This is a genomic window from Streptococcus sanguinis SK355 (assembly GCF_000212855.1).
GTDB classification, from domain to species: Bacteria; Bacillota; Bacilli; order Lactobacillales; family Streptococcaceae; genus Streptococcus; species Streptococcus sanguinis_A.
In genome coordinates this window covers 478211-493786 of sequence record NZ_GL890993.1, presented here as the reverse complement: position 1 = coordinate 493786, position 15576 = coordinate 478211, and the positions used below count along the sequence as shown (strand labels likewise).

Here is a 15576-nt window from a genome sequence, read left to right as displayed (position 1 = left end):
CAGCTTGCTTTATTATAGAAAGAATTTCTTTTGGTGAGGCGACTGACGGGTTTTTTCTTGCTCTCTGGGGCTCTAAAAATTCCTAATCATCCTCTCGGGACTAAAAAATCAAAAACTTGCTTCTGCGACATCTACATCGTCTTTTATGGCGAAAAATGACTTAATTAGGGGATTTATGAAAAGAAAGTTTGACGTAAGCGATGTGTTAAAGGAAGCCTGGGGACTGACTGTTGATTACTTTTTTGTATGGACAGCAGGGCTTGCTATCATTCAACTGCCGTTTTTTATTCTGGGGCTGTTAATTCTATTTTTTTCTCCATTGACTTCTACATTTCTTCCAAGAATAATTCTACTGGGATTTCTATGTTCTTTTGTAATTGCTTATATCCATAAGTTTTCCTTGACCATGGTTCGTAATCCGCAGATGGTGCGAAGAAACTTCTGGAGGGCAGTTGGCTACAGTATTTCTGATGGCTTTTTTGGGCGTTTACTTTCTGTGTCTATTTACGTATTCATGTTTTTCTTGGCTATGTTACTTCTTTTTGTATACTTCTATAATGTCTTGATGCCAGATGCAAATTTTCGAGAGAATATGGGAACTTGGATGATTTGGGTTGCAAATAACCAAGAGAAGATAGCTAGCATGCTCTTCCTAGTTTTTTTGATAGCACCAATGTTTAACTTGGTATTCCATTTGTTTTACAGCTATTTTATCGTCTCTCACTTCTTCTTATTGCCCTATATTATTCAAGATACCAACTCCTCTGATAATCTCTTGCGTCCTCTGTCAGCCTTTGGCAGCTTGGGTAAGTCCTTTTCTCGTATGAATGGTCAGAGGGGGCGTTACTTACTGGTAGAGCTTGTCTTAAAGCTTATTCCTGTAGTATTGGGTCTAATAGAAGTTTTGAGTTTGCTTTTTGGTGCTGGTGTGTCTAATATTGTGGGAATGATTGTTAGTATGATAAATGGCTTTTTGCTGATTTATGCCTTGGCAGCTCGTTCGGTTATGGCCGACATCCTGATGTCTTATGATCGGGAAATAGTTAATTTTGGAGATTAATATTTATGAAAAAATTAGAAAGGGTTTTAGGATTTAGGATAATGAACGATGAATGATGTAAAAGTAACAAGGGTTTTCAGAGAAGCTTGGATTTTTGTTACAGAATATTATTTTGTCTGGCTGAAAGGCCTTTTGCTGGTCGGAATCCCGCTTGCAGTGCTGGGCTGGTTTCTTTTTCCGCTGGTTTCGAGTTGGTCTTACCGGTCCATTTTAGTCTTGACTTGTTTGGCATTTATAATTGCCTTCGGTTTTGCTTACGTCAATAAATTTGCCTTGACAGTGATACGAAATCCGCAGATGGTTAAGCTCTATTTTGGCTATGCGATTTGGTACAGTATCTCAGATGGCTTGCTTACTCGCCTCTTTTATTCCTTCATTGTCAGTGCAGTCCAGGTTCTGATTCTGTACATGGGTTGGTCGGCAATCGGCATCAATCTTGGGGTGGCTAGTCTCTTTGCCTTTTATCGGAGAGCAGTAAGTCCAGAGGCCATTGTAATTTTCCAGTTTCTTTTTCCTTTCTTGTTCATGGTTTTTTACCTGCTCTTCACTTATCTGGTTGATTCGCACTTCTTTTTGCTGTCTTATATCATTCAGGATACTAGCTCCAGGGACAATCTGGCCAAGCCGCTTTCTTTTTATGGCTGTTTGAGAAAGTCAGTCCTACTGATGAAGGAGCGCAGGGGTCGTTATGTTCTGCTCAGCTTTTTTCTCGCTTCTTTTGGTGGGTTGATTGGCTTGGGTACTCATCTCCTGATGGATCTGATAAGGCAGTATATTGGTCCCTTGCTGGGTGAACTGGATGATTTACTTGGCCTGATCCAGATGATTCCTGTTCTGGTTTTCAGTAGCTTTTACTGTGTATTTGTTCTGGTTGTTCGGACAGTTTTTGCTGATACTCTGATGGAAAATGATGCAGAAGTGGTGGATTTTGGTGATTAATTTAGGAAGTAGAAAGACCAGACAATACTTGATAGAAACAAGAGGAAGGATATGAAATCAGTAACAAGAATCTTAATAACAGCTTTGGTGCTAACTGGGATTGGCTTTATTCCTCTCCCTTATGAATTAGAGACCGTGAGGCCGGCTTTGAATGCCAAAGACTTTGTCCAAGTTCAAGGAGGAACTGATAAAGGAAAAGGTAAAATCTATGTCATGGCTGTTGGTGTTTCCAAGGCTCGAGTGTTCAGTCTCTTTTTGACTCTGCTGCCTAATTACAGGCTGGAAACAGAGTATGTCTCTGTTCCTGAAAACTATTTCGATAAGGAGAAGGGACGGGAAGAGCGAGAGAACAGCACTATGGGATCTTCCCATCTCAATGCCTTGCAGGTGGCTTATCAGGCTGCTGGTCGTACAGTTGAGATTAGACATAAAGAGATTTACGTAGGTGGTATCAGCAGTGAGACGCCTCTGTCAAAGGAGCTGCAGAAAGGCGATGTGATTTTAAAGATTGACAATCAGACTTACACTAGCCCATACGACATCGTTGATCAGATGGAACAGCGGCCAGTCGGCGATGTGGTATCAATTGAGTACAGTCGTAATGGTGTAATCGGTTTGGCTAGCGGTCCTGTGATTGTGGATGAGACAACTGGTAAGCCTGGTTTGGGAATTGAATTGGGTTCTAAAGCCAGTGTTGCCATGAATCCTCTAACGGAGTTTAAGAGCAACGGTGTAGCAGGTCCTTCTGGTGGACTCATGTTCAGTTTGGAGCTTTACAACCAGCTCGTATCTGAAGACATTACCAAAGGAAAAACTATTGCTGGTACTGGAACGATTGACCACAAGGGAAATGTTGGCCGGATTGGCGGGATAGAGATGAAGGTCATGGCTGCCGATAAGGCAGGCGCTGAGATTTTCTTTGTTCCTGATGATACCATTGACGCCGATATTGCCCAGTACAATCCCAAGTTGCGCTCTAACTACCATGAGGCACTTCGTGCTTCTATTAAAATCAAGAGTAAAATGAAAATCGTCCCTGTCAAAACTTTCAACGAAGCTTTGAACTATCTCAGAGAGATGGAATAAGGGAGTCTGCTACTCTTGAATAATCAAAAGAAACACAAGCCCCTGCTGGTTATTTATCTGGCAAGGGCTTTTATTATAGAATTTTTTCAAATAATTAACACCTTAGCACATAAATACTTGATTTCTAAATCGCTGTGTGATATATTTATAACATAAAGAGTGTTAAATATTTCTAACATAAAGAAAGGAGTCTATCATGAAAAAAAGTCAAAAAACAGGTGGCCTCATTGCAATGACTGCCGCAGCTCTCTTTATTGATTTTACTGTTCTATTTGGTTCTAATCTTAGTTGGGGGCCCAAGTTGATTATTGTTGGTATTTCAGTGTTAGGTCAGATTGTAGCTATTTGGGGCTGGCTACATATGAAACCATGGCCTCATAAGAGTCAGAAAGGTAAGGGAAAGACTATTTTTGACTTGTCTGCTAAGCTGTACACGATGCTTTTGTTTGCAGCAACCATTTTTTATACAGTAGGGATTTGGGTTGCGACCCCAAGCGAAAGATTCGGCATTAAAGAATGGATTTTGGGAGTTGGCCTCGTTATTGAAGTGATTGTATTTGGTTTTTCCTCTTTGAAAAATGTCAAGGAAACTCCAGATGAACGCTTCTATGCCAATCTAGCTAAGGCAGCTAGCTTGATGTTTGTCTTTATACTAGGCGCACTGATGATCCTAGCAGTTATCATCGGATACATGGGTTCTTTCACTCTTTACATGGGTCAGATTTTTATTAGCATAGCTGCCTTGATTTGCATCTTTGCAGTTGTTTATCTTGTCTTAGAACGGAGAGGATAACCATGGCCAAAGAAAGCAAGATTATCACTAATCTCAAATCCGTTCGCGAATCCATGGGTATGACCCAGCAGGAGCTAGCCGACCGCATCGGCATGCGGCGCGAGACAATTCTGCATTTGGAAAATAACCGCTACAATCCTTCGCTGGAAATGGCTCTCAAAATTGCTCAAATCTTCAATCTGAAAGTAGAAGACCTCTTTGAACTCAGACAGAAAGAGGAGACGTAATTCTTTTCGAGACCTAGTATTAAGTTTGTTGTTCAGTTAGGGCTTGAAACAAAAAGAAAAAATCCTTTGAAATGCTGATTTCAAAGGATTTTTGTTAAATAAATTACTTAACTTCTGTAAACACAACGTGCTTGCGAAGTTTTGGTGAGTATTTCTTCAATTGAAGACGGTCTGGCGTGTTACGTTTGTTTTTAGAAGTAAGGTACAAGCGTTCACCAGATTCTTTGTGTTCAAGTGTGATATTTACGCGCATAGTAGCTCCCTTCTATTATTCTGCTGCAGCAGCTTTGGCAATCTTACGGCCCTTGTAGTATCCTTTAAGGGATACACGGTGAGAGCGTGAGTAATCACCAGTAGTTTCATCAAAAGTTACAGTTGGAGCTGTCACTTTGTAGTGAGTGCGGCGTTTGTTTTTCTTCGCTTTGGAAGTGCGACGTGCAGGTACTGCCATTGTTTGTTTCTCCTTTTAGATTGTGAATTCGATTCAATTTGATGATTTTCATCAACTTTAATAGTATAACAAAACTTTTTTGTAAAGTAAAGTTACTTGACAGATTTTTTCTTCTTTTTAAGAAAAACCTGAGCTTCTAGTTGTCATCTTTTTGCTTGAGAGGAAAAAGTTTCAAATTCGCCTCCATATTTTCCTAATCTTCTGAAAATTTAAAAATTTTCCTCTGTAAAATACAGCCTAAGTGTGGTATAATAAAGCACAAAGATTACTGCAATGAAAGGGAAAGCTATGACAGATAAGGATATTCGTCACAGAAGTAAGATTTATGACAGTATGGTTAAATCTCCTAACCGTGCCATGCTTCGCGCGACGGGGATGACAGATAAAGATTTTGAAACGCCTATTGTTGGGGTGATTTCCACTTGGGCGGAAAATACACCTTGTAACATCCATTTGCATGACTTGGGCAAGCTGGCCAAGGAAGGCATCAAAGCAGAGGGCGCTTGGCCTGTTCAGTACGGGACTATTACGGTTGCGGACGGGATTGCCATGGGAACACCGGGCATGCGCTTCTCTTTGACATCTCGTGATATCATTGCGGACTCTATTGAGGCTGCGATGGGTGGTCACAACGTGGATGCCTTTGTTGCTATCGGTGGCTGTGACAAGAACATGCCTGGTTCTATGATTGCCATTGCTAACATGGATATTCCTGCTATCTTTGCCTACGGCGGAACGATTGCACCGGGGAATCTGGACGGTAAGGACATTGACTTGGTTTCTGTCTTTGAAGGAATCGGGAAATGGAACCATGGTGACTTGACAGCTGAGGAAGTGCGCCGCATTGAGTGTAATGCCTGTCCTGGCCCTGGTGGCTGTGGCGGTATGTACACGGCCAATACTATGGCGACGGCTATTGAAGTTCTGGGCATGAGTCTGCCAGGATCTTCTTCTCACCCAGCTGAGTCCAAGGACAAGCAAGAGGATATTGAAGCAGCTGGCCGTGCCGTTGTGAAAATGCTGAAAATGGGGCTGAAGCCTTCTGATATCTTGACACGTGAAGCCTTTGAAGATGCAATCACAGTGACTATGGCTCTGGGTGGTTCTACCAATGCTACCCTGCACTTGCTGGCCATGGCTCATGCGGCCAATGTTGAGCTGACGCTTGATGACTTTAATGTCATTCAAGAGAAAGTGCCACATTTGGCTGACTTGAAACCGTCAGGTCAGTATGTCTTCCAAGACCTTTATGAGGTTGGTGGAGTGCCGGCTGTGATGAAGTATCTATTGGCGAACGCCTTCCTGCATGGCGACCGCATTACTTGTACAGGTAAGACGGTGGCAGAGAATCTGGCAGAATTTGCTGATCTGACACCAGGTCAAAAGGTCATTATGCCGCTTGAAAATCCAAAACGTGCAGACGGTCCGCTTATCATCTTGCATGGTAATCTGGCTCCAGATGGTGCTGTTGCTAAGGTTTCTGGTGTTAAAGTACGCCGTCACGTGGGACCGGCTAAGGTCTTTGACTCAGAAGAAGCTGCTATTGATGCGGTACTGGCCGATGAAGTAGTCGATGGCGATGTGGTTGTAGTCCGTTACGTTGGACCAAAGGGTGGCCCTGGTATGCCAGAAATGCTGTCACTTTCTTCTATCATCGTAGGGAAAGGCCAAGGAGACAAGGTAGCCCTTCTAACAGATGGTCGCTTCTCAGGCGGTACTTACGGCTTGGTTGTCGGACACATTGCTCCGGAAGCTCAGGATGGTGGCCCGATTGCCTATCTCCGTACAGGCGATATGGTCACGGTTGACCAAGATACCAAGGAAATTTCTATGGCAGTCTCTGATGAAGAGCTGGCGAAACGTAAGGCAGAAACGACTATTCCGCCGCTTTATAGCCGTGGTGTTCTCGGTAAATATGCTCACATGGTATCCTCTGCCGCTAAAGGTGCTGTTACTGACTTCTGGAAACCAGAAGAAACAGGGAAGAAATAGCCTATATATGACAAAAGAACCCGCTAGTTTTTCTAGCGGGTTTGATATTTTTAATATAGAAGAACTTAACACTTTCTTATCTAGGACTGATCCCCAAGGCAATACGTCCGAAGCGGCTGATACGAGTGATTTTCCAAGCAGGAGACCAAGTAACCTCAACAGAGGCACTTTCAATCTCATCTATTTTTTTAAGAGAGTCCATAATGGCGATGGGTAGACTCTCAGCACAATCACAGGCTGTATCGGTAAAGGTCATAACAACCTTGCAGTGGCCATTTTCGTCTAAGTTGATTTCATAAATCAGCCCTAAGTTATAGACATCCAGCTCTACATCCGGATCGTAAATACGCTCGAGCTTCTCCACCAATTTATCCTGAATTGCAGCTGCTCGGTCATTGATTTTGATATCGTCTCTCATGGCTATCCCCTTCTATCTCAGTTGAATTGTTTTTTATTTTCTCACAATTCTGACTTTTTTTCAAGCTATTTTGGAACATGAAAACGGATTTAGTTCTTCCAAACGAAAAATCCCTTTCGGGCTCCTCAAAATGGCGGACTTATGATAGAATATAAGTACTAAAGAAGGCGGAGGTCAGAAGATGAAATTACAAAAACCTAAAGGAACTCAGGACATTCTTCCTCAAGAATCAGCCAAGTGGCAGTATGTAGAAGACTTTGCCCGCAAGACATTTAAAAAATACAATTACGGCGAAATCCGCACACCGATTTTTGAGCACTATGAAGTCATTAGCCGCTCGGTCGGGGATACGACAGACATCGTGACCAAGGAAATGTATGACTTCTATGACAAGGGCGACCGCCATATCACTCTGCGTCCAGAGGGGACAGCACCTGTGGTGCGTTCTTATGTGGAGAATAAGCTTTTTGCTCCTGAAGTGCAAAAGCCTGTCAAAGTCTACTATATGGGCTCTATGTTCCGCTATGAGCGGCCTCAGGCTGGCCGCCTGCGGGAATTTCACCAGATTGGAGCAGAGTGTTTTGGCTCTAGCAACCCTGCTACAGATGTGGAAATGATTGCCATGGCTGCTCAATTTTTCAAGGATATTGGTATTACTAATGTCAGCTTGGAGCTTAACTCGCTGGGGAATCCTGAGAGCAGAGCTGCTTACCGTCAGGCCTTAATTGATTATCTGACTCCGCTGAAGGCTAGCCTTTCAGCAGATAGCCAACGTCGCTTGGAGGAGAATCCGCTGCGTGTGCTGGATTCTAAGGAACCCGAAGACAAGGCGGCAGTAGAAGGTGCACCGTCTATTCTGGACTATCTGGATGAGGAGAGTAGTACTTACTTTGCGGCCGTTCGCTCCATGCTGGAGACCTTGCAGATTCCTTATATTATCAATACCAACATGGTCCGTGGCTTGGACTACTATAATCACACAATTTTCGAGTTTACGACAGAGGTAGCTGGCAGTCAGCTGACTATTTGTGCTGGCGGCCGTTATGATGGGCTGGTGGCTTACTTTGGCGGACCTGAAACGCCAGGTGTTGGCTTTGGTATGGGCTTGGAACGTTTGCTTCTGGTACTTGACAAGCAAGGAGTAAAGCTGCCGATTGAAATCGCTCTGGATGTTTATGTAGCTGTTTTAGGAGCAGGTGCCAATGGCAGAGCATTGGAGTTAGTGCAGGCTCTCCGCGCACAAGGTTTTGCAGCAGAGAGGGATTATCTTGACCGCAAGCTCAAGGCTCAGTTTAAGTCGGCTGATATCTTTAAAGCCAAAACTCTTATCACCTTGGGCGAAAGCGAAGTGGAGAGCGGTCAGGTGACTGTTAAGAACAATCATAATCGTGAGGAGATTACTGTTAGCCTAGACCAAATCCAAGAAAACTATCAGCTTATTTTTGAGAAATTGGGATTTTAAAGGGTTGAATCTAACAGTTGGGAATGCTATAGTATCAGGTGTTTGAACGAACTTGGTTGACAATGTGTCAATATATTTTTGAAAAAAATTTAGAAAAAACTTGAAACCTAAAGTAATTGTTGATATAATGTTTTTGTTGTATAAATTTGCTAAAGGAGAAACAACTATGGCACAAATTAAATTGACTCCAGAAGAACTTCGTACATCTGCAAACAGATACACTGAAGGTTCTGAAAATGTAACTCAAGTTCTGACTACATTGACTAATGAACAAGCTATTATTGCTGATAACTGGGATGGTTCTGCATTTGATAGCTTTGAAGCACAATTCAATGAATTGTCTCCAAAAATCAAAGAATTTGCACAATTGCTCCAAGATATCAATGCTCAGTTGATTAAAGTTGCTGACATCGTTGAGCAGACTGACCAAGATATCGCTGCACAAATTCGCTAATTTTGTTATAACGGCTTTAGGAAGGCGAGAGCCTTCCTATTTTTGTAAAGATTAAAAATGAAAAAATGGCGGTTGCTTTCATATCAAATAAGAAAACTGCTACAATGTCAAGACAAGCTCTAACAATCTGGATCAGTATATGAATTAGAATGTTAGGGCTATCTGTGTCTTTTTGAGTGCTCCTTATGTAAAAAATAAATGAAGAAAAAAGAAAAAGTATCCATGGGAAATAAAAAAATATTTAAATATATAGGAAATGTTGTTTTAGTGATTGTCTTGCTTGCTGCAGTAGTGACGCTGAATGTTGCAGTGCAGAAGAATACAAGCAGCGCTAGAGACAGCAAGATTAAAACGGATCAAAAAACTAAACTGAATGTCGCGGTCGTCAATGAAGATCGGGCTGTTAAGGTTGACAAGAAAGAGTATAATCTTGGAGCTAGCTATGTCAAAAATCTAGAACGGGATGATTCTCAAAACTGGTATATTGTGACGCGTGGAGCTGCAGATGCTGGCCTGGAAAATGGCAAATATCAACTGGTCGTGACCATTCCAAGTGACTTTTCGGAAAAAGTGCTAGATGTCAATGCTATCAGTGCAGATCGGACAATCGTCACTTATAAGGTCAATGCTGCGGGAAATCAGCAGATTGAAAATGAGGCCAACAGTCTGGCTAAGGATATTATCGCGGATTTGAATAGCCAGTTGGTTGATATGTATATGGCTAGCATCCTGAGCAATCTTTATACAGCCCAGCAAAATGTGCAGGCTAGTTCAGAGGTCCAAATCACTAATATTGGCAATTACAGAACTAACTTGTTGGAGTCTGCCATTGGCTCTAAGAATATCTTCCCAACGTTGGTTAGTATGTCTGCTTCATCTGTTGAAGCCAATAACTCTCTGAAGACGACTCTGGAAACTTATGCGAAGGCTTTTGATGACTTGGATAACTCTCAGGCCACTTATGGAAAGAATTTTGATAGTCTTCTCAAACAGCGAGTTAGTGACCAAACTAGTTATGAAGAATTTATGACCCAGCTGATTGAGATGGATCGTCAGCTTTTGGCAAATGAAACTGAGACGCTTTATAATAGTTTGAGCGAATCGCAACAAAAATTGACTGCACAGCTTGAACTTGCCAAAAAACAATCTAGTGATGATTCAGACGATAATAATAATCAGCCAAATCAAAATCAATCTGATAATGTCAGCAAGCAACTAGAGCAGTTGGAAGCTGCCTTAAAAGCAGAACGTGGTCAATTAGATATCCATAAACAACAGATTAAGGATTTTGTTGATAATAAATTAAGGACCTACTATGGTGTTGAAGAAGGCAAGCCTATTACTCTTAGCGCAGTGTTAGGAGATGCTATAACAAGCTATGATGCTTCTTTGAAGGCACAAATAGCTGAAGCAGTAAAAGCTTTGCCAGCTTCTCAACCAACAGAGGTGAAATTCGGATTGCCTGTTCCTGCTCTTGACTATTCAACCATTTCGCAATTTGGAACACCACAAGGAAATGGAAGTGCTGAGTTAGACAATCTGGCAGCAGCTGCAGAGAAAGCGGCTAGCTCTACAGCCAGCCCAGTTAATAGCCAGGTTGGAAAGGCTACTTTGTCAGTCACTCCACCAACAGGTGTAACAATTAAAACTATTACATACAATGGCGAAACAGTAGCAAATGGTCAGGAAATTACTTTAGCTGAAAATGCTAAGTTTACTGTTCAATTCAGTGTGGATAATGCTGCGGCAGCTAGCTCAGTTGATAGTTCCATTGACATTTCTCTGAATGGCATTACAGCTACGAGCGTGCCCGTGAATGTACAGGCTGCGCAGAAAGCAGCTGCAGACTACGGAGCAAAGGTTCAAGAGATTGCGTCTAATTACCAACGAGCTGAGTCTTTAATCCAAGCTTATAATTCTTTTGATGAGTTAAAAAATAAAGATATGTCTGAATCTTTATCTACCCTTTTGATAAATGCTATTAATTCGAATCTAGATAGCTATCAAAATAGCTTGTCTAAAAGTAACGATGGTAAGAGTCAAGGGGTTAAAGAAACCTTGGATGAAACGATTAATAACTTGAAAAACAAGATAGAAGACGTCAAAGGGACCAATTCAGAACTCGCAACTGAGATTGATAAACAGCTTAATCTTTACAAAGATGTACGAGAGAAATTGAAAGGCATCTCAACTTCTCGGGAAACTTCTACTGATGCACTGAAAAAGACAGACACCGATTTGTCATCTCTGAATTCAGAATTCTCATCCTTGCTGTCTTCAACTTCTGGCGTTAAGTCTTCTTCACAGACCAATGTGCAAGCAGCTGATAGTGTTAACCAGATCTTCAGCAGCTTCAATCGTGAGCTGGAAAATGCACAAGGAACGACAGAGAAATTGTCTGCGAATGCTGAAAGCTTGATGGGACAATTCAATAAGGAATTGGAAGATAATGGCAACTTTGTGGAATCTTTTGTCAAGGTTCTTAACAATGCCTATGAGAACGGTGTTCCTAATGAAGTATTGTTGGACTTCCTGTCTAATCCAGTTGCTCAATCTTCTTCATCTGTCAAAGCGACTGTCAATGTTTACCGTCCATTTACTTGGATCCTCTTGTTGGAGATTGTCAGTCTGTTTACGGCCTATCTTTTTGCAACGCAAAATATTGTGCGCAAGGTTAAAGACCGCTTTAAGCTTAATAAACTACAAGATACAGATATTACGACTGTGGGCATTCTAGGCTTCCTGTCTCTGACGATTGGGCTAGTTATTGGGATTGTCTCCAGCATGCAGCTTCACATCGGCAAAGAATATGTGCCATCTTGGGTCTTGCTGATTGTGGTTGCTAGCTTTGTCTTGATTCAGGGGCAGTATTTGATTCTCAAGCACTTGCGCGTGATGGGTATGGCCTTAGCCTTCTTCATGATTATTAGCTTTGTCTACTTGTCTAATGCTATTGGTACGACAGCTAGCTTGACTGGCTTCCCAGCCTTTATCAAGAGCTTGAATGCCTTGTCCGTGCTAGAAGGCATGCTGTCAGGTTACTTTGACGGCAAGACCGCTGGATTCTTTGCCATCTTTGGTCTGATTGTCTTGCTGGCTCTACTGGTTGCAGCTAATATCTTTATCAAGACTAGAACATTAAAAACTGAGGAAGTTTAAAAGAGTATGAAAAGAATTCTGTTTTTATTCCTACTCCTAAGTTCGTTTGCGGTGACGGCTGTTGCCGCAGATGAGCTAAAGGATAATCGTCTGCAGATAGATAATTCGCGGATTGAAAAAGAGCAAGAACTGAACTTTGGTGCACAATCGGAAGGCACCAAGTCTCTTTTCGTTGCTGAGAATCAGGAAAAAATTCAGGAAATGAAGCAGTATCAAAATAAACAGTTGGCCACAGAAGCGGGACAACTGTTTTCTGCTATACAGGGGCCGACGGATATTTACCATTCCAAGGAGCTTTTTCAGCCGGGAACGGAAAAATTGTCCAAGCTGCAGACGAGTTTGAAGAGCGATGAGGAGAGCAGTTGGGATGACTTTCTGCCAGGAGTGGTCTACTTTGCAGCAGCCACGCTCTTGGTCAGTATGACTGTCTTTGTCAGCTATCGTATCAGTAAGGGAGAAGTATAACATGGAAGGACATATCAATATCACCCTCCGTTTGCGAGATAAGGATGTGGATATTCGCATTCCTAAGCGGATTGAGGTCCGTCGCTTCATTCGGGAGATTGATCAGATTTTCAATATCGAAGGAAAGCGCCATAAGTATCAGCTGCGGATTATTAACAAGGGGTTGATACTGGATGAGGGCAAGGTTTTGGCTGATTATCCAGTCACAACGGGAGATTTAGTAGAGATTGAGGAGATTTAAGGTGACTGAGGAAAAATTTGTATTTGCTGAACAAGAGTTTATCTATGAAAAAAATGACAAGAATTGGAGCCTAACACTGAAGCGTTCGGATGTGGCAACGCAGGATTTGCGGGAGCTCTTGCTTTTGGACCTGCATCATCCACTTTTCTTGGAGCAGGAGACTAAGGCCGACCATGATAGTGTCTATTTCACCTATCAGATTGAGCCTTTGGGGCTGTCCAAGGAAGAGATTGAAAAGCGCACGATTTCTGAGCGGATTCGTCTGGCTCTCAATGTGTTTGCCCTAGAAGCTGCACTAGAGTTGCCGGTTACTTTTTTGCTGCATCCTAGCAATCTCTTTATTACCAAGGATGCACAGGCTAAGATTGCTTATCGCGGAGTTCCCGGTATCATGACACCCCAGGCTATCTCTCGGGAGGACTTTTTGCGTCAGGCCAGGTGCTTTGCCGTGACTCTCTTTGCAGATTTGGACTTTATGGAGCTTTACAAGGGCTCGTTAGAGCTAGAAACTCTGCCGGATTTCCTAGTGGAGCTGCGTGAGGCCGACAGTCTGGAAGATGCGGTTGCGGTTTTGGAGAAATCCTATCAGGAAAAGGCTGCAGAAGAAGCAGAGAAGCAGACATTGGTTTCCAAGCGCCAGCACAAAATTTTCAAACTGGCGACTATCTGGCTGACCGCAGCTGTTGTGATTTTGACTATTCCTTTGATTTACTTGATTTTCATACAGAATCCTTTCAAGGAAAAGCTGTTACAGGCGGATACTGCCTTTATCAAAGTGGACTACAGTAAAGTCATCGATGAGCTGGAAGGAATCTCTCCTAAGAGTCTGCCGAATACACAAAAATATGAACTGGCCTACTCTTATATCCAGGGGCTGGAATTTTCTGATGATCAGCGTAAGGTCATCCTGAACAATGTCACACTAAAATCAGATGATTTGTACCTCAATTACTGGATTCAAGTTGGACGTAATGATTTTGAAGATGCTTTGGACACAGCCAAACGAATTAATGACTCAGATCTGATCATCTATGCCTTGACGCAGGAGATGAAAAAGGTGCGTGAGGACGATAGTTTGTCTGGTAAGGATCGGGAGACTAAGCTTGAGTCCTTGGAAGGCGAGTATAAGAAGTACTGGGATAGCCGCAAGGATCTTTTGACTGGTGATTCTAGCTCAAGCGCTTCTGGCGAGGAAGGTTCTTCAGGAGCAAGCTCTTCCTCCAGCAGTGAAGCGTCGTCTAGCAGTAGCGCGAAGGAGTAAGTATGAGCAAGACAATCATCATCTATACAGACCATCTGCGCTATGAGCTGCAGCTGACAGAGGACAAGAAAGTTCTCCTAGCAGCGAGTGAGAAGGCTCAGCTTTACCTGCCTCATCAGGAGACTCCTATCCAGCTTCAGTTAGCTGAAGGGCAAGTCTTTTATCAGATGGGGGAAGAAACGGGTGTCGTAACTGACGGCCTGACCTTGGGTAATCTGACCTTGTATCAATCTGATTCAGAACCGGCTGTTTATGACCTACTGGACAGAAAAGAGTTACTCATCAGCGACCAGAAGGGGGCAGCTATCAGTCTGGAAGCGCCTTTGGAATTGCTCTTGAAGCGAACGAATGATTCTTGGCTTTTGACTAAGATGCGAGGTCAAGTTTACCTCAATCACGTTGCGTGGACGGGAGATCAAATCCAGCTAGAAGCCGGCGACGAGCTGAGCTTGGAAGGTATCTGCCTCAAGGTCTATCCAGAAGAAATCTGGGTGACGGGTCCAGCCACGGTCAGTTCTAACCTGACTTTGCGGGGGGCTTCTCGCCATGGTTTCTATCCAGACTATCCAGACTATCACCGCTCACCGCGGATTATCTATCGGAGCTCAGAGGACAAGATTCAGATTGCTCCGCCAAGCAAGGAGCCTCAAAAGCCTAATGATGAGCTCTTGAGACTGATTGTGCCGCCACTCCTTATGGTTGGGGTGACGGTGTTGATTACACTGGTTCAGCCGCGGGGGATTTATATCCTCGTTACGGTGACCATGTCGATTGCCAGTGCAATCTTTTCGGTTCGTGGTTTCTTCAAAAACCGCAAGAAGTTCAAGGAAGACAAGAAAGAGCGCATCGATCTTTATCACCTCTATCTAAAAGACAAGGCTATTGAGCTGAATAAACTGGAACGTGAGCAGCGTGATGGGATGCTTTACCATTTCCCAAACATTAACGAATTAACAGGTCTGGTGACAGACTACAGCCACCGCATCTACGAGAAGACACCGCTGCACTTTGACTTTCTTTACTATCGCTTGGGACTTGGACAGGTGCCGACCTCCTATAAGCTGACCTACGGTCAAGAAGAGCGGAGCGGAAAGAAAGATGCGCTGGAAGAGGAGGGCTATGCTCTCTACACTCGGCATAAGAAAATTCCCGACCTTCCTATCGTAGCTAATCTCAGCCATGGGCCGGTCGGCTATATCGGTCCACGCAATCTAGTCCTGGAACAGCTCCAGCTCTTAGTCATGCAGCTGGCAGTCTTTCACTCCTACCACGATGTGCAGGTCATTACCATTATGCCAGAGGAGGAGCGCGACCAATGGGATTGGCTGCGCTGGCTGCCACATGCGACTCTGCAAGAGCTGAACGTCCGCGGCTTTGTCTATAACCAACGGACGCACGATCAGGTCCTAAACAGTCTCAACCAAATCCTGAAACTGCGCAAGACTCTGAAGGAAGAAGCGACTCGGCAGGAAACGACCCTCTACAGCCCTCACTATGTGGTCTTGGTTACAGATGAAAAGCTGATTCTCGACCATATCATCATGGAATTCTTTACTGAGGATCCGACG

The 15576-nt window shown here is 43.3% G+C and carries 15 protein-coding genes and 1 pseudogene; 13 read left to right on the top strand and 3 right to left on the bottom strand.

Annotation, left to right across the window (positions count from 1 at the left end):
- The first annotated feature begins 145 nt into the window (after positions 1-145).
- The 5 genes from HMPREF9389_RS08900 to HMPREF9389_RS08920 all read left to right on the top strand — a co-directional run bounded on the left by HMPREF9389_RS08900 (position 146) and on the right by HMPREF9389_RS08920 (position 4105).
- Positions 146-1060, top strand: coding sequence for a hypothetical protein (locus HMPREF9389_RS08900; RefSeq protein ID WP_002928420.1), 915 nt, complete (start codon positions 146-148; stop codon positions 1058-1060).
- A gap of 48 nt (positions 1061-1108) precedes the next feature.
- A complete protein-coding gene (locus HMPREF9389_RS08905; protein WP_002928417.1) occupies positions 1109-1999 on the top strand; it encodes a hypothetical protein in 891 nt (296 codons plus the stop codon).
- 51 nt (positions 2000-2050) lie between these two features.
- The gene (locus HMPREF9389_RS08910) at positions 2051-3085 is read left to right on the top strand and encodes a SepM family pheromone-processing serine protease (protein WP_002928415.1); all 1035 of its coding nucleotides are present in this window, start codon (positions 2051-2053) and stop codon (positions 3083-3085) included.
- 196 nt (positions 3086-3281) lie between these two features.
- Positions 3282-3878, top strand: coding sequence for a hypothetical protein (locus HMPREF9389_RS08915; protein ID WP_002928412.1), 597 nt, complete (start codon positions 3282-3284; stop codon positions 3876-3878).
- Positions 3879-3880: 2 nt separating this feature from the next.
- A complete protein-coding gene (locus HMPREF9389_RS08920; RefSeq protein ID WP_002928410.1) occupies positions 3881-4105 on the top strand; it encodes a helix-turn-helix transcriptional regulator in 225 nt (74 codons plus the stop codon).
- A gap of 103 nt (positions 4106-4208) precedes the next feature.
- On the opposite strand, the gene rpmG is transcribed toward HMPREF9389_RS08920, so the two are convergent.
- Both rpmG and rpmF read right to left on the bottom strand, forming a co-directional pair.
- A complete protein-coding gene (gene rpmG / locus HMPREF9389_RS11570; RefSeq protein ID WP_001265622.1) occupies positions 4209-4358 on the bottom strand; it encodes a 50S ribosomal protein L33 in 150 nt (49 codons plus the stop codon).
- A gap of 15 nt (positions 4359-4373) precedes the next feature.
- A complete protein-coding gene (gene rpmF / locus HMPREF9389_RS08925; protein WP_002894148.1) occupies positions 4374-4556 on the bottom strand; it encodes a 50S ribosomal protein L32 in 183 nt (60 codons plus the stop codon).
- Positions 4557-4844: 288 nt separating this feature from the next.
- Between rpmF and ilvD the strand changes: the two genes are divergently transcribed.
- Entirely contained in the window at positions 4845-6548 is a 1704-nt protein-coding gene (ilvD, locus tag HMPREF9389_RS08930) for a dihydroxy-acid dehydratase (RefSeq protein WP_032906238.1), read from the top strand.
- Between the two features lie 76 nt (positions 6549-6624).
- Here ilvD and HMPREF9389_RS08935 read toward each other — a convergent pair whose 3' ends face one another.
- Positions 6625-6966 carry a metal-sulfur cluster assembly factor gene (locus HMPREF9389_RS08935; protein WP_002899327.1) on the bottom strand — a complete coding sequence of 114 codons (342 nt, stop codon included), beginning with the start codon at positions 6964-6966 and terminating at the stop codon, positions 6625-6627.
- A 181-nt stretch (positions 6967-7147) separates the two neighbouring features.
- Here HMPREF9389_RS08935 and hisS point away from each other — a divergent pair, with 181 nt between their 5' ends.
- The 7 genes and pseudogenes from hisS to HMPREF9389_RS08970 form a co-directional block, all read left to right on the top strand.
- Positions 7148-8428, top strand: coding sequence for a histidine--tRNA ligase (gene hisS / locus HMPREF9389_RS08940; RefSeq protein WP_002928407.1), 1281 nt, complete (start codon positions 7148-7150; stop codon positions 8426-8428).
- A 166-nt stretch (positions 8429-8594) separates the two neighbouring features.
- Positions 8595-8882: a WXG100 family type VII secretion target gene (locus HMPREF9389_RS08945; protein ID WP_032906237.1), complete on the top strand. Its 288-nt coding sequence runs from the start codon at positions 8595-8597 to the stop codon at positions 8880-8882.
- A 222-nt stretch (positions 8883-9104) separates the two neighbouring features.
- A complete protein-coding gene (gene esaA, locus HMPREF9389_RS08950) occupies positions 9105-12041 on the top strand; it encodes a type VII secretion protein EsaA (RefSeq protein ID WP_032906235.1) in 2937 nt (978 codons plus the stop codon).
- Between the two features lie 6 nt (positions 12042-12047).
- Positions 12048-12506 carry a type VII secretion protein EssA gene (essA, locus tag HMPREF9389_RS08955; RefSeq protein ID WP_002928401.1) on the top strand — a complete coding sequence of 153 codons (459 nt, stop codon included), beginning with the start codon at positions 12048-12050 and terminating at the stop codon, positions 12504-12506.
- 1 nt (position 12507) lies between these two features.
- A complete protein-coding gene (locus HMPREF9389_RS08960; protein ID WP_002894139.1) occupies positions 12508-12747 on the top strand; it encodes an EsaB/YukD family protein in 240 nt (79 codons plus the stop codon).
- A gap of 1 nt (position 12748) precedes the next feature.
- Positions 12749-14008, top strand: a complete 1260-nt coding sequence (gene essB, locus HMPREF9389_RS08965) for a type VII secretion protein EssB (RefSeq protein ID WP_080560738.1) — start codon at positions 12749-12751, stop codon at positions 14006-14008.
- Positions 14009-14010: 2 nt separating this feature from the next.
- Positions 14011-15576, top strand: a pseudogene (locus tag HMPREF9389_RS08970) (type VII secretion protein EssC); the annotation flags it as partial.

What these genes read in the sequence shown, in the direction of transcription:
- HMPREF9389_RS08900 (WP_002928420.1), top strand. Translation starts at nt 146, where the DNA reads ATGGCGAAAAATGACTTAATTAGGGGATTTATGAAAAGAAAGTTTGAC.
- HMPREF9389_RS08905 (WP_002928417.1), top strand. Translation starts at nt 1,109, where the DNA reads ATGAATGATGTAAAAGTAACAAGGGTTTTCAGAGAAGCTTGGATTTTT.
- HMPREF9389_RS08910 (WP_002928415.1), top strand. Translation starts at nt 2,051, where the DNA reads ATGAAATCAGTAACAAGAATCTTAATAACAGCTTTGGTGCTAACTGGG.
- HMPREF9389_RS08915 (WP_002928412.1), top strand. Translation starts at nt 3,282, where the DNA reads ATGAAAAAAAGTCAAAAAACAGGTGGCCTCATTGCAATGACTGCCGCA.
- HMPREF9389_RS08920 (WP_002928410.1), top strand. Translation starts at nt 3,881, where the DNA reads ATGGCCAAAGAAAGCAAGATTATCACTAATCTCAAATCCGTTCGCGAA.
- rpmG (WP_001265622.1), bottom strand. Translation starts at nt 4,358, where the DNA reads ATGCGCGTAAATATCACACTTGAACACAAAGAATCTGGTGAACGCTTG.
- rpmF (WP_002894148.1), bottom strand. Translation starts at nt 4,556, where the DNA reads ATGGCAGTACCTGCACGTCGCACTTCCAAAGCGAAGAAAAACAAACGC.
- ilvD (WP_032906238.1), top strand. Translation starts at nt 4,845, where the DNA reads ATGACAGATAAGGATATTCGTCACAGAAGTAAGATTTATGACAGTATG.
- HMPREF9389_RS08935 (WP_002899327.1), bottom strand. Translation starts at nt 6,966, where the DNA reads ATGAGAGACGATATCAAAATCAATGACCGAGCAGCTGCAATTCAGGAT.
- hisS (WP_002928407.1), top strand. Translation starts at nt 7,148, where the DNA reads ATGAAATTACAAAAACCTAAAGGAACTCAGGACATTCTTCCTCAAGAA.
- HMPREF9389_RS08945 (WP_032906237.1), top strand. Translation starts at nt 8,595, where the DNA reads ATGGCACAAATTAAATTGACTCCAGAAGAACTTCGTACATCTGCAAAC.
- esaA (WP_032906235.1), top strand. Translation starts at nt 9,105, where the DNA reads ATGGGAAATAAAAAAATATTTAAATATATAGGAAATGTTGTTTTAGTG.
- essA (WP_002928401.1), top strand. Translation starts at nt 12,048, where the DNA reads ATGAAAAGAATTCTGTTTTTATTCCTACTCCTAAGTTCGTTTGCGGTG.
- HMPREF9389_RS08960 (WP_002894139.1), top strand. Translation starts at nt 12,508, where the DNA reads ATGGAAGGACATATCAATATCACCCTCCGTTTGCGAGATAAGGATGTG.